Source organism: Enterococcus caccae ATCC BAA-1240, from assembly GCF_000407145.1.
Lineage (GTDB): Bacteria > Bacillota > Bacilli > Lactobacillales > Enterococcaceae > Enterococcus_L > Enterococcus_L caccae.
Window position 1 is genome coordinate 1,010,978 of the sequence record NZ_KE136472.1, and the last position, 14,220, is coordinate 1,025,197.

Genomic DNA, 14,220 nt, shown 5'->3' on the forward strand with positions numbered 1-14,220 from the left:
ATTTTACGATAAATAGAGAAAGAAAGGAAGTTTCTTTCTGAGAAAATAGTAAGTAAATTTCTAATATACATTTATATTCTAAAAAAATATGAGACGGGATATTAATCCCGTCTCATATTTCCCTTATAGAAGTACACGTGTTAATTCTTTACATTATTCTTCTTTGTTTTTACGTTTGAATGTGAAGAAAGCAAATATACCAAGTAGTAAAGCACCTACCACTCCCCAATTGCTGACAATTTCTCCATTATTAGGAAGATTTTTTTGTGTACCACTTAGGTTTTTCACCCCTGAACCTCCATTATTACCTGAGTTGTTACCATTACCAGTTCCATTACCGTTTCCATCACCTGGGTCGGCCGGAATTGTAAATAGTGTTGGTAAACTTGTGTTAAGCGCATCATCAATTGCAACAGCATTTAATTGTTGTAATGGGTTTACAACCTGAGCTGCCAATTTAATTGAGAATTTACCACTGTCATCTACTTCTCCAGACCCTACTTCAGTACCAGCAAGGGTTCTAAGTGATATAGAGTCGCCAGGCGTTGCTGTACCAGTTACTGTATAGCCTGTTTGGGAATTACCTGACACACCTGTGATGATTGGTGCGACTACTACTACTGGATCTGCCGGTGTGGTAAACGATGTTGCTGGACTTTGATTACCTGCACTATCAGAATCTATTGCTCTCAGTTGTTCAAGCTGAGTAGCTGCACCTGCTGGAATCACTACTGAGTAATGTCCACTACTATCTACTTGAGCTGAGCCAATTACGGTTCCGTTTAGTTTCTTGATTGAAACTGTATCACCTGCAACAGCTGTTCCCGTTACAGTATAACCTGTAGCAGATGTTCCTGTTACACTTGTAACAACTGGTGCTTGAATTGATACTGAATCGGCTGGTGTCGTAAAGACTGTTCCAGGACTTGTGTTACCGGCCGCATCTTTAGCTGTCGCAGTTAATTGCTCATTTGGTGATGCTGAGCCTGCTGGAATGGTAACAGTGTAATTGCCACTACTATCTGCTACGCCTGTTCCAATAATTGTTCCGCCTGTGTTTTTAATTTCTACAGTACTTCCTGCTGGTGCCGTACCTGTTACAGTGTAACCTGTTGTTGAATTGCCCGTTACACTATCAACCGTTGGCGCTGTGACTACCACAGGATCTGCTGGTGTAGTGAATGGTGTTGCTGAACTTTGGTTATTATCCCCATCTACAGCGATAGCAGAAAGTTGTTGAAGTGGTGATGCTGAGCCTGCTGGAATCACTACTGTGTAATTACCACTTGGATCTGCTACAGCAGTTCCAATAATTGTTCCGCCAGTATTTTTCACATCAACTCTATTACCAGCTGTTGCGGTACCTGTTACTGTATACCCTATTGTTGAGGTACCTGTTACACTATCGACGGTTGGTGCTGCTACTGCTACTGGATCGGCTGGTGTAGTGAATGGTGTTGCTGAACTTTGGTTATTATCCCCATCTTTTGCTACTGCAGATAATTGTTGACTCGGTGATGCTGAGCCTGCTGGAATCACTACTGTGTAATTGCCACTTGGATCTGCAATCGCTGTTCCGATTACTGTTCCACCTGTATTTCTAACTTCAACAGTATTACCTGCTGTTGCCGTACCTGTTACTGTATACCCTGTTGCTCCAGTTCCAGTTACACTATCAACCGTTGGTGCTGTAACAACTACTGGATCTGCCGGTGTCGTAAATGATGTCGCTGGACTTTGATTACCGGCCCCATCTTTTGCTGTTGCTGTTAATTGTTCATTTGGTGATGCTGAGCCTGCTGGGATGGTAACAGTGTAATTGCCACTTGGATCTGCAACTGCTGTTCCAATTACTGTGCCACCTGTGTTTTTGATCTCTACAGTACTTCCTGCTGGCGCCGTACCAGTTACTGTATATCCTGTTGCACCAGTTCCAGTTACACTATCAACTGTCGGAGCTGTAACAACTACTGGATCTGCTGGTGTTGTAAATGATGTTGCTGGACTTTGATTGCCGGCCCCATCTTTTGCTACTGCAGATAATTGTTGATTTGGTGTTGCTGAGCCTGCTGGTATCACGACTGTATAGTTGCCGCTTGGATCTGCAATCGCTGTTCCGATTACTGTTCCACCTGTATTTTTAATTTCTACGGTATTACCTGCTGTCGCTGTACCTGTTACTGTGTACCCCGTCGCTGAAGTACCTGTTACACTATCAACCGTTGGTGCTGTAACAACTACCGGATCTGCTGGTGTCGTAAATGATGTCGCTGGACTTTGATTGCCGGCCCCATCTTTTGCTGTTGCTGTTAATTGTTCATTTGGTGATGCTGAGCCTGCTGGGATGGTAACAGTGTAATTGCCACTTGGATCTGCAACTGCTGTTCCAATTATTGTGCCACCTGTGTTTTTGATCTCTACAGTACTTCCTGCTGGTGCCGTACCTGTTACTGTATATCCTGTTGCTCCTGTTCCAGTTACGCTATCAACTGTTGGAGCTGTAACAACTACCGGATCTGCTGGTGTTGTAAATGATGTTGCTGGACTTTGATTGCCGGCCCCATCTTTTGCTACTGCAGATAATTGTTGACTCGGTGTTGCTAGACCAACTGGAATCGTAACACTGTAATTGCCGCTTGGATCTGCAATCGCTGTTCCGATTACTGTTCCACCTGTATTTTTAATTTCTACAGTATTACCTGCTGTCGCTGTACCTGTTACTGTATATCCTGTCGCTGAAGTACCCGTTACACTATCAACCGTTGGCGCGGCCACTGCTACAGGGTCTGCTGGTGTAGTGAAAGCTGTTGCTGGACTTTGATTGCCGGCTCCATCTTTTGCTACTGCAGATAATTGTTGACTTGGTGTCGCTGAGCCTGCTGGAATCACGACTGTATAGTTGCCGCTTGGATCTGCAATCGCTGTTCCGATCACTGTTCCGCCTGTATTTCTAATTTCTACTGTGTCTCCAGCTGTCGCTGTACCCGTCACCGTGTATCCTGTCGCTGAAGTACCCGTTACACTATCAACTGTTGGGGCTGCGACAACGACTGGATCTGCTGGTGTGGTGAAGGCTGTTGCTGGACTTTGATTGCCATCAGCGTCTTTTGATATTGCAGATAATTGTTCGTTTGGTGTTGCAGATCCAGCTGGAATAGTCACTGTATAATTACCACTTGGGTCCACAACAGCCGTTCCGATTATCGTTCCACCTGTATTTTTAATGTCAATAGTATTTCCCGCTGTCGCTGTACCTGTTACTGTATACCCTGTCGCTGAAGTACCCGTTACACTATCAACCGTTGGTGCCGCAATAACTACTGGATCTGCTGGTGTCGTAAATGGTGTTGGAGTACTTTCAGTTACACCAGATTTTGCAACTGCAGTTAGAGACTCGCTTGCTGTTGCTTGACCTTGTGAAATTGGAATACTGAAATTTCCGCTACCGTCCGCCGTGCCCGTTCCGATTACCGTTCCACCCGCATTGCGAATTTCAACTGTATTTCCTGCTGTTGCTGTACCTGTTACTGTATAACCTGTTGCTGAGGTACCTGTTGTATTGGTTACTACCGGTGGGGCTACTACAATTGGATCGGCAGGTGTAGTAAATGCTGTTGGCGTACTCTCATCTGATCCAGATTTTGCAACGGCGTTTAAAGATTCATTTGCTGTTGCCTGACCTTGCGGAATTGAAATGCTGAAATTTCCGCTACCGTCTGCTGTACCTGTTCCAATTACTGTTCCACTTGTATTACGAATTTCTACAGTATTACCTGCTGTCGCTGTACCTGTCACTGTATAGCCAGTAGTTGATGTACCTGTTGTATTGGTTACTACTGGTGGGGCAATCACTACTCCATCTGCTGGTGTGGTAAATGACGTTGGCGTACTTTCATCTGATCCAGATTTTGCAACGGCAGTTAATGGCTCACTAGCTGTTGCTTGACCTTGCGGAATTGAAATAGTGAAGTTACCACTACCATCCGCCGTACCTGTTCCAATCACAGTTCCACCTGCGTTACGAATTTCAACTGTATTTCCTGCTGTCGCTGTACCTGTCACTGTATAACCTGTTGCTGAGGTACCTGTTGTATTGGTTACTACTGGTGGGGCTACTACTGCTGTAGTCCCAGCGTAATAAATATCAGATACACCATCAGCAGTAGTGATTAAACTGACATCAATAGCATCTGCTTTTATGACCGTACCAACAAATCGTGCATCTAAATTTTGAGCTAAACTTGTTGGGCTAGTAACGGTAGTTGGAATCGTAATTGTTGTACTGCCTAATACGGATGCATCAGCTAACTGATTAATTCCAGCTCCTCCAACATCTACTAGAGGAAGTGCGACATCAATTGCAGTATCAACAGCACCTTTTACCGGAAGTAATGCTGCATTGATGGCAGCAGCTACTATGTTACTGGCAATACCACTTCCTGTGGCATTTAAAGCATCAACTGCAGCTTTCAAATCTTGTAAAATAGTCTTAACATTTTGTGCTATAACTAAACCTAGTCCATCATCGATATCAGCACTAATATATGTGCCATCTGGAGCCAATGTTGCGGTTGACTCAAATTGAGCACTGCCGAAATTTTCAAGATTATTTAAAGCATCGATTTTTTGGTTAACTGTTGTTAAATCTAAAGTAACGCCTGTCAAACTTCCTAGTGATCCATCAACTATATCGGTTAGTAAAGTTGATAAATTATTAACTGCATCCAGTGTCCCTGCCAAAAAGGTTAAATCATCAATAGTTAATGTAATATTTGTATTAATTTGAGTTGGTCCGTTTGTAGCAACATTTCCATTCAATGCATTCGGAATAGCTAAAACTGCTTGTTTTGTTCCGCTAGTAATAACTGAACCACCAACTAACTCACTTCCAGAAATCGTAAAATCAACATTATTAGAAGAACCGTCCGCAGACCAGCGATTTACTGTTGTCGTTCCACTGTTATTTGAACTAGTAATATTAGACAAAATTTCTGCATCTAAAATTGCGGCAGAAGCAGTAATTCCATTTGTTAAGTAAAACGTCAACGGAACGGTCAATGGTGCAATAACTAAACTACTTGTTAACACTAATGATAATGCACGATACTTATTTTGTTTTTTTGACTTATTAGTGTTTTTTTTGCTCTGTTTGTCATTTTTCATGATTATCCTCCTCTTGCATTTAAATTAATACCACACATAGAACAACTAGAAGCTTGTTACCACTACAAGACACTCTCCTTCCATAAAATTTGAACAACATAAAAATTTAATTAAGCTTCTACCTTTGGATTTTATAACCTTTATAATATTTTTGGAAATGATATGATTCGTAAATGCTAATTTTTTTCTAATAAAGAGAGAGGAGATGTCATATACATAACAAAAAAAACGTTGAAAAAGCTAATTAATAGACTTTTGAAAATACCTATAATTATCTCCCTTATAATTAAAATGAGATGTATTTTCATTTTTAATATTAATTGTATAATAACTGATTACTCTATTTTAGATTTGAAAACGCTGTTATTTATTGTTTTGTTTTTATTATAAAATAAATTTAAAAGTAAATAAAAAATAGCTCAATTGCTTTTTATACGTTTATCGATTGTTGATTCACGAATGTTCTTATTCCAAATAACCATTAACAGTCCTATGAAAAATGCATTAGCTACGGTTCCAATACTGATTTATTTCTTCCCGAATATAAATAGTAAAACTAAAATACCACTAAAGAACGATCAATTCCTTTTTTTGACCTTCAGCGTCTAATCTCGTATCCATTTTACCTATTGATTTTCGCGAAAATACACTTAAAAAGTGAAATACCCTACTTCCGAAACTAAAAAAGAGCTGATACATAACTATTTAAGTTATGTATCAGTCTCTCAAAATTGGAATAAATGATGGTAAAAAAAGTAGTTCCTTTGGAAATTGCGCTTTTTTACCAACCTCATGGATTATTAATTATTTGCAATATCTTTCAACGCGGCTTGTGCTAATAAATTCAAGTAATTCCAAGGACGATCAAAATGTGGTTGGAAGAAGAAATCTGACAATGCCAGATCTTCAACCGTCATTTTATTTTGAACAGCTAAAGATAACGTATTTGCTGACTGAGTAATATCATATTTAGACATTAATTGTCCTCCAACAATACGATTTGAATCTTTTTCATAGACTAATTCCATCATTACATTTTCAGTTGTCGGCATGAACTCTGGACGATAGTTGTCTTCAAATTGTGTTGCCGCTACATCTAAATTGTTCAATTTTGCACTTTCTAAAGTAACACCAGTTGAACCAATTTTCCAACCGAATAAGTACAGACCAGAAGTTCCTTGAGTTCCACGATATGCAAGCTTTTCTTCTGTTAAATTGTAACCAACTAACATCCCTTGGCGAACAGCGTTGGTAGCTAACGGAATATAATTCGTTGTATTGCTTGGGTTATAGTGTACAACTGCACTATCACCAGCAGAAAGAATATCAGGATTGCTTGATCTCATATATTTATCAACCACAATCGCACCATTGGGCAACATATCTACTTTATCTTTAAGTAATGTTGTATTTGGGCTGAAACCAACGCACATAATCACCATGTCTGCATCGAATTCTTGGCTAGGAGTAATTACTTTATTCACATGTCCACTTGCATCAGCTTGAAATTCTTGTACATTTTCACCCAGTGCTAACGTAACTCCTCGATCAACAAGTTCTTTTTCTAAAACATCTGTGAAAGGTTTATCTAAATATTTATTCAAAATACGATCTAAGCCATCAATCAAGGTAACCTCTTTACCTGATTCAACAAACGCTTCAACTAATTCGATACCAATATACCCGCCGCCGACTACGACAACTTTTTCAGCATCTTTCGCACGTTCGATTATCACATTTGCTTGATTAAAGTTTTTGCATAATAAAATATTTTCAGCTTCAATCCCTTTGATTGGCGGTATAATTGGCCATGAACCTGTTGTCATAACTAATTTATCATATGAAACGGTTTCTTCAATACCAGTGCGTAAATCTTTAGCAGTTACTGTTTTATGATCAACATCGATTGTTTCGACTTCATGTTCCATTTTAACTGTAGCACCTAGAGACGCTAATTCTTCAGGACTAGAATAAAATAAGCTATCAGCCTCCTTGACTACCCCTCCAACATATAGAGCGATACCGCATGATAGAAACGATACATTATCATTTCGTTCATAAACGATTACCTCCGCATTTGGGTGATTTGTTAAAATACTTTTGACTGCAGCTGTTCCTGCATGCGTACATCCTACGACTACGACTTTCATTTTGTAAATCCCTTCTTTCAAGTTAAATTTTTCACCATCAAACTTTCTATGAGTCTGGTGGTATAGTAAAAATATAACAAAGTGAAAGCCCACATTCGAGTTCTTTGCTTGTGAATCGCAAAGATATTTTTTCACAAACTCCCCTATTTTTAATTCTTTTTTCATCTAATTAATAAACACATTAGTTATAAACGTTACTTTATCAACAAAAAAAGCTGAGAAACTCTAGTTTCTCAGCTTGTGAAATTAAATTGCTATTCAATTATTTCTGCAATAATTTCTATTTCAATAAGAACATCTTTAGGTAAGCGGGCCACTTCTACTGCAGAACGAGCAGGCAACTGATTGATGAAAGCATCTGCGTAAATTCCATTGAAAGTAACAAAATCATCCATATTTTTTAAAAAGCAAGTTGTTTTTACGACATGATCAAAATCACTTCCTGCTTCTTCTAAAATCGCCGCAATATTTTTCAATACTTGTTTTGTTTGCTCTTCTATAGTTGTTCCAACAACTTCCCCTGTTTCAGGGCTTAAAGGAACTTGACCTGAGGCAAATAATAAACCATTCACAATGTTTCCTTGCACATAAGGACCAATTGCTTTTGGTGCCTTGTTCGTATTAATTGACTTCATTTTACTCCTCATTTCAATCTTTTTTTGCTTTTTGACAGTCTGGACACAAACCGTATAATTCTAATCTATGTTCATTAATTTCAAAACCAGTCAATTTACTTGCTGCCATTTCCACATCTTCCAAACCTGGATAATGGAAATCAACAATTTTACCACAATTTTGGCAAATGGCATGATAATGTTTTTTAGAACTAAAATCAAAACGACTAGATGCATCACCGTAACTCATCTCTTGTACAAAACCAATATCCGTAAACAAACGTAAATTATTATAAACAGTCGCAACACTCATATTCGGAAAACGATCTTCTAATGAACGATAAATTTCATCGGCAGTTGGATGGCTATGATTCTCAATTAGATATTCTAATATCGCATATCTTTGAGGAGTAATACGAATATTGGCTTCTTTTAATTCTTCAAGTGCATTCTTTACCAATATGTTATCCATTTGGTTCCCCTCCTAGTCTTCTTTACTAGATGATACTATTTCTAATCTAACTTGACAAGAATAATTACGCAAATAGTAAAAGAAATACCCAATTTATTTCTACTTTTTGTGAATTATAAATAAATTGTATACTTTTTGTGCATAGATTTGCGCTCACAATAAAAAGGAAGCTAAAAAACTAACTTCCTCTTTATTGTGATATATTATTCTGGAAAATCATACAGAGCTGTTGATAAATAACGTTCTCCATTATCTGGAATAACCGTTAATACTTTTTTCCCTGTTCCTAATTCTTTTGCTACTTCGATTGCTGCATTAACAGCAGCACCAGCAGATATACCTACCAGCAACCCCTCTTGAACAGCTAATTGACGAGCCGTTTCCATTGCAGATTCACTAGAAACAGCAAGAATACTTTCATAAATCTCAGTATCTAAAATCTTTGGAATAAAACCTGCCCCAATTCCTTGGATTTTATGAGGACCTGGAGCACCGCCTTCTAAGACTGGTGATTCTGTTGGTTCAACAGCAATAATTGCAATTTTAGGATAAACGCGTTTTAATTCTTTCCCAACACCAGTTATGGTGCCGCCTGTACCTACTCCAGCTACAAATGCATCCAATCCACCTGGACCAAAAACATCTTGGATCTCTTTTCCAGTTGTTTTTTCATGCGCTTGAGGATTAGCGGGATTATCAAATTGCGTTGGCATGAAGTAACCATCTTTTTCAGATAGTTCCGAAGCTTTAGCGATTGCCCCTTTCATCCCTTCTGCTCCTGGAGTCAGTAATAATTCAGCCCCATATGCCTGCATCAATTTTCTACGTTCGATACTCATGGTATCTGGCATAACAATAACAACTTTGTACCCTTTTGCTGCCCCAACCATTGCTAAACCAATACCAGTATTTCCACTTGTCGGTTCTATAATGGTGTCACCAACTTTAAGCTGCCCACTTTTCTCAGCATTTTCAATCATACTCAAAGCGATTCGGTCTTTTACACTTCCACCTGGATTAAAAAATTCAAGTTTTACAAAAACATCCGCTGCTCCATTGGGAACGATGTCCCCTAATTTTACAATCGGTGTTTTGCCAATCAATTCGGTCACAGAATTAAAAATTTGAGTCATGGTCTAGTCCTCCATTTTCGTATTTCCTACAGGTAAAAAACTTTCTTGTGTTTATAATAGCCTAAATGAACTCATCTGACTATCAATTTGCTATTATTATAAAGACTTTAACCAATATCGATGTTATATATTACTATTAAATCAGATAGACTATTTAAAAGTTCTGTATTTCTACTCCTGCTACCATAGTAAAGCCCTTTATTTCGTTTCATTTTTCTCAACGTTTAGTTATAATAAACTATGGATTGTCTAACTGACTATATAAATTATGAAGCTGAGATTGCAATAGGATACAATAAAAAGATATCATTTATTCAAAAGAGGAGAGTTAATCATTTATGGAAATTGTCAATATTAGCCCACGGGGGTATTGTTATGGTGTGATTGATGCAATGGTCATCGCTCGAAATGCTTCTCTTGATGAAGATTTACCACGGCCAATCTACATATTAGGGATGATTGTACACAATAAACATGTGACAGACGCATTTGAAAGTATTGGGATTCATACACTAGACGGAGAAAATCGTGAAGAGATTCTAACGAAGGTAACACAAGGAACTGTTATTTTCACAGCACACGGAACATCGCCAAAAGTAAAACAATTAGCAGTTGAAAAAGGATTAACTGTTATTGATGCAACGTGCCCTGATGTGATGATCACACATGAGTTAATTGAAAAAAAAGTTGCAGAAGGATATGAAATTATTTATATCGGTAAAAAAAATCATCCTGAACCTGAAGGGGCGTTTGGTGTTTCTCCAGAGCATGTCCATTTAGTTGCCAATCAAGTAGATATTGCTGATTTAAAACTAATCGCAGATAAAATTTTTGTGACAAATCAAACAACAATGAGTCAATGGGATGTTGGTGAGTTGATGGATTCAATTCAAAAAAAATACCCCAACGTGCTAATTCATAAGGATATTTGTAAAGCTACTCAAGTTCGTCAAGAGGCGGTAGTTGAGCAAGCGGAAGGTTGTGATTTAACACTTGTTGTTGGTGATCCTAAAAGTAACAATAGTAACCGTTTAGCTCAAGTTTCTATCGAACAAGCTAAGGTCCCGGCCTACCGAATCTCAGATGTTTCAGAAATAGACCCTTCTTGGTTAGATGGTGTTGAAAAAATAGCAGTAACAGCTGGTGCTTCTACTCCAACTCAAATTGTCCGTGAAGTTCTTGACTATTTAAAACAGTTTGATTTAAACAATTCTGAAACACATAAGATGGATTCAAAGACAACATCTGATGCGATCTTACCTAGACCTAGAATAAAGGATCTAACTAAAAATCGTCAACGTCGATTAGAGGAGTTAAGATCAGGAAAAAGATAAAAATAAAGCAATTAGCAAACGGTCATTTGAATGACCAAGTGCTGATTGCTTTATTTTTCATACTATTTGTAATACTTGACCAACTGTAATCAATTCGGCTGTGATACCATTTGAAGCCATAAGTTGATCCACAGAAACACCAAATTTTTCTGCAATTCCCCAAAGTGTGTCACCAGAAACAACTGTATACGTTTGTCCAGAAGCAGTGGCGCTGCTTTGTCCAATTGTAGCTTGATCTCCAGACTGACTTTCATAAGTTGTGCTCGCTACAGTATTTCCGCTATCATAAGCAGTTAAACCATAGGCAGAGATCAACCAATTCAATTTACTAGCATAGTTAGGGTCCGTTGCGTAGCGTCCAGCTAATGCAGCTGTTGCATCCATATAACTCGTTGTATTGCTTTTCCATACGCCAGAATAATGATAATTTCCACTTGAAGCTAATGTTGTTCTGAGAACGTTAGCATGATCTTGAAACGACTCTGTGTATGATGGATAACTTCTAAACGGTTCTGTTACAGTGACCCACTCACCGTTCAAATACTCTGCTGTAGGCATATAAACTGTTTGGCCACCGTAACTACCTTTCACACCAAACAGATTATAATTTGGTGCTGCAGCTAGACCTGAAGTGCCATAACTACTTTCTAGTAATGCTTGTGCAATCATGACTGAAGCATATAAATCATTTGCGTCAGCCACAGAGGCAGCTGAATAGCCAATAGAATCAATAAATGCTTGTTGAGAAACTGCTCCTTGTGTTTCTGCTTCTGTAGCTTCTACACCTAAAGGCAATAAATTACCTACGATTGGAAGAAATACTAGGGAAGTTCCAATCACAGATACCATTCGTTTGTGATTATTTTTATACATTTTTTGCTCGTGTCTACTACTTCTTGTTCTGATCTCGTCCATTCATTTGTTCCTCCTCAATAGAACATCATATCATCATTCTACTAGGGGTTATTTTTATAAACAATTATTTACTCCTGAAATTTGAAGTTTTAAAATTAGCGTAATCAAGCTGAAATTTTTGTTTTATAGGTTAACTTTATATTTGTTCCATAGAGTTTACATGTTGTCTGCTATTCCCTTGGCTCTTCTAACAGAAATCCTTATTTACTCTATTTATTAACATTTTTTTAATAAACGAAAAAACATTGCAATTATTACATTTAGATGACAAAAACATTTAACATATTCTACTAATATATTCATACAATTTCGAAAAAAATTGCTTACATTCACAAAAAAGCAAAAATCCCCCGAAATAGGATTTTTGCTTTTCTCACAATTAAATTTCTTTTATTTATAAACTATTATATTTTGACACGACATTTTCAACTGTAAATCCAAATTCCTTCAAGACTAAATCACCAGGAGCTGAAGCGCCAAAATGATTGATGGTCACAGTTGTACCCGTTGTGCCAACATAACGCTCCCATCCAAACGGCGAAGCAGCTTCTATCGCTACACGTTTAGTGACACCTTTAGGCAAGACAGATTCTTTGTATTCTACAGTTTGTTTTTCAAATAAGTCAAAGCTTGGCATTGAAACGACCGAAACGTCTTTTCCTTGTTCTGCTAAGGCTTTTTGGGCTTCAATCGCTAAGTTCACTTCTGAACCTGTTGCAATCAAAATACCTTCGGGTTGTTCACCTTTTTGTTTAGAAATTACATATGCACCTTTTTGAACAGACTCTACTGCATGTTCTTTTGTCCCTTCAATAACAGGTAAATTCTGACGACTTAAAACTAACACTGTTGGAGCGTCTTTTGTTGTCATAGCAATTTTCCAAGCAGCAACCGTTTCATTTCCATCAGCTGGTCTAATAACCTGAACACCAGGCATACAACGTATGCTTGCTAATTGCTCAACAGGTTCATGTGTCGGTCCATCTTCTCCAACTGCTACAGAATCATGTGTCAATACATACGTAACAGGTGTATTTTGAATAGCTGCCAAACGTACAGCAGGACGAAGATAATCTGTAAATACAAAGAAAGTTCCGCCATAAACACGGCTTCCTCCGTGTAGTTGAATCCCATTCATTGCTGCGGCCATTGCAAATTCACGAACACCGAACCAAATATTACGTCCATCATATTGACCTGGTTCAAAATCTTTTTCAGCAGCGACCATCGTGTTATTTGATGCTGATAAATCAGCAGATCCCCCCCAGAAACTTGGAACAGCTTTAGAAATTGCTTGGATCGTTTCTTTACTTGTTACACGACTAGCTGCACTTGAACCAACTTCATATGTTGGTAATTCACTATCCCAATTTTCAGGTAGTTCATCTGCAAAAGCTTGTTTAAATTGTTTTGCTAATTCAGGATGTGTTTTGGTGTAGTTATCAAACATACTGTTCCAATTAGCTTCAGCTTTCTCACCTTCATCTACCATTGTTTCTTTGAAACGTGTAGCAACTTCTTCTGGAACTGTAAAATCAGGATATTCCCAGCCGTAGACAGCTTTAGCAGCAGTAATTCCCTCCGCTCCAATTGGGGCACCGTGGACAGAAGATGTTCCTTCTTTTGGAGCGCCATAACCGATAACTGTTTTCACTTCAATCAATGTTGGTTTATCTAGCTCAGCTTTTGCGACGTCAATTGCTTTAGAAATCTCTTCTAAATCATTACCATCTTTCACTAAGATATGTTGCCAACCATATGCTTCGTAACGAGCACCAACATTTTCCGTGAATGCTTTTGATGTTGGTCCGTCTAAAGAAATATCATTTGAATCATATAACACAATCAGTTTACCTAGTTTCATGTGTCCCGCCATTGAGCTTGCTTCTTGGGAAACACCTTCCATTAAATCGCCATCACCACATAGAGCATACGTATAGTGATCGACTACTGGAAAACTATCACGATTATACACTGCAGCAGTGTGCGCTTCAGCCATTGCCATACCAACTGCCATTGCGATTCCTTGTCCTAAAGGTCCAGTCGTTGCTTCAACGCCATCCGTATGATGTACTTCTGGATGACCTGGCGTTTTACTATCCCATTGGCGGAAATTTTTAAGGTCGTTCATTGTTACGTTATAGCCTGCTAAATGAAGTAAGCTATATAGCATTGCAGAACCATGTCCAGCAGAAAGGATGAAACGATCTCTATCTACCCAATTTCTTGACGTTTTTGGGTTTACTTTTAAATGTTTTGTCCAAAGTGCATAAGCCATAGGGGCAGCACCCATTGGTAATCCAGGATGTCCTGAATTTGCCTTTTGTACTGCTTCAATACTTAATGTACGAATCGTGTTGACGCCTAACTGATCAGTGTTATCGAACAAAAAAATCATCTCCTATTTAGGTTTTTTTTACCTTTATTAAGTATATTTTA

At 38.3% G+C, this 14,220-nt stretch carries 8 protein-coding genes; 1 reads left to right on the forward strand and 7 read right to left on the reverse strand.

Annotated features, from left to right (window positions below):
• Window positions 1–153: 153 nt before the first annotated feature.
• The 5 genes from I580_RS04510 to cysK all read right to left on the reverse strand — a co-directional run bounded on the left by I580_RS04510 (window position 154) and on the right by cysK (window position 9,532).
• Window positions 154–5,163 carry an Ig-like domain-containing protein gene (locus tag I580_RS04510; protein ID WP_010772487.1) on the reverse strand — a complete coding sequence of 1,670 codons (5,010 nt, stop codon included), beginning with the start codon at window positions 5,161–5,163 and terminating at the stop codon, window positions 154–156.
• A gap of 800 nt (window positions 5,164–5,963) precedes the next feature.
• Window positions 5,964–7,313, reverse strand: a complete 1,350-nt coding sequence (locus I580_RS04515) for an NADH oxidase (RefSeq protein WP_010772486.1) — start codon at window positions 7,311–7,313, stop codon at window positions 5,964–5,966.
• A 254-nt stretch (window positions 7,314–7,567) separates the two neighbouring features.
• Window positions 7,568–7,948, reverse strand: a complete 381-nt coding sequence (locus tag I580_RS04520; protein ID WP_010772485.1) for a RidA family protein — start codon at window positions 7,946–7,948, stop codon at window positions 7,568–7,570.
• A gap of 13 nt (window positions 7,949–7,961) precedes the next feature.
• Window positions 7,962–8,399, reverse strand: coding sequence for a peroxide-responsive transcriptional repressor PerR (gene perR / locus I580_RS04525; protein WP_010772484.1), 438 nt, complete (start codon window positions 8,397–8,399; stop codon window positions 7,962–7,964).
• Window positions 8,400–8,602: 203 nt separating this feature from the next.
• Window positions 8,603–9,532 carry a cysteine synthase A gene (gene cysK / locus I580_RS04530; protein ID WP_010772483.1) on the reverse strand — a complete coding sequence of 310 codons (930 nt, stop codon included), beginning with the start codon at window positions 9,530–9,532 and terminating at the stop codon, window positions 8,603–8,605.
• A gap of 338 nt (window positions 9,533–9,870) precedes the next feature.
• On the opposite strand from cysK, the gene I580_RS04535 reads away from it, so the two are divergent.
• On the forward strand, window positions 9,871–10,866 hold the full coding sequence (locus I580_RS04535) for a 4-hydroxy-3-methylbut-2-enyl diphosphate reductase (RefSeq protein WP_010772482.1): 996 nt from the start codon (window positions 9,871–9,873) through the stop codon (window positions 10,864–10,866).
• A gap of 57 nt (window positions 10,867–10,923) precedes the next feature.
• Here the strand turns inward: I580_RS04535 and I580_RS04540 are convergent, their stop codons facing one another.
• Both I580_RS04540 and tkt read right to left on the reverse strand, forming a co-directional pair.
• Window positions 10,924–11,781, reverse strand: coding sequence for a glucosaminidase domain-containing protein (locus I580_RS04540; RefSeq protein WP_010772481.1), 858 nt, complete (start codon window positions 11,779–11,781; stop codon window positions 10,924–10,926).
• Window positions 11,782–12,175: 394 nt separating this feature from the next.
• Window positions 12,176–14,170, reverse strand: a complete 1,995-nt coding sequence (gene tkt / locus I580_RS04545; RefSeq protein WP_010772480.1) for a transketolase — start codon at window positions 14,168–14,170, stop codon at window positions 12,176–12,178.
• Window positions 14,171–14,220: the final 50 nt, after the last annotated feature.

Excerpts from the sequence above, each read along its gene's own strand:
- I580_RS04510 (WP_010772487.1), bottom strand. The coding sequence starts at position 5,163 with ATGAAAAATGACAAACAGAGCAAAAAAAACACTAATAAGTCAAAAAAA.
- I580_RS04515 (WP_010772486.1), bottom strand. The coding sequence starts at position 7,313 with ATGAAAGTCGTAGTCGTAGGATGTACGCATGCAGGAACAGCTGCAGTC.
- I580_RS04520 (WP_010772485.1), bottom strand. The coding sequence starts at position 7,948 with ATGAAGTCAATTAATACGAACAAGGCACCAAAAGCAATTGGTCCTTAT.
- perR (WP_010772484.1), bottom strand. The coding sequence starts at position 8,399 with ATGGATAACATATTGGTAAAGAATGCACTTGAAGAATTAAAAGAAGCC.
- cysK (WP_010772483.1), bottom strand. The coding sequence starts at position 9,532 with ATGACTCAAATTTTTAATTCTGTGACCGAATTGATTGGCAAAACACCG.
- I580_RS04535 (WP_010772482.1), top strand. The coding sequence starts at position 9,871 with ATGGAAATTGTCAATATTAGCCCACGGGGGTATTGTTATGGTGTGATT.
- I580_RS04540 (WP_010772481.1), bottom strand. The coding sequence starts at position 11,781 with ATGGACGAGATCAGAACAAGAAGTAGTAGACACGAGCAAAAAATGTAT.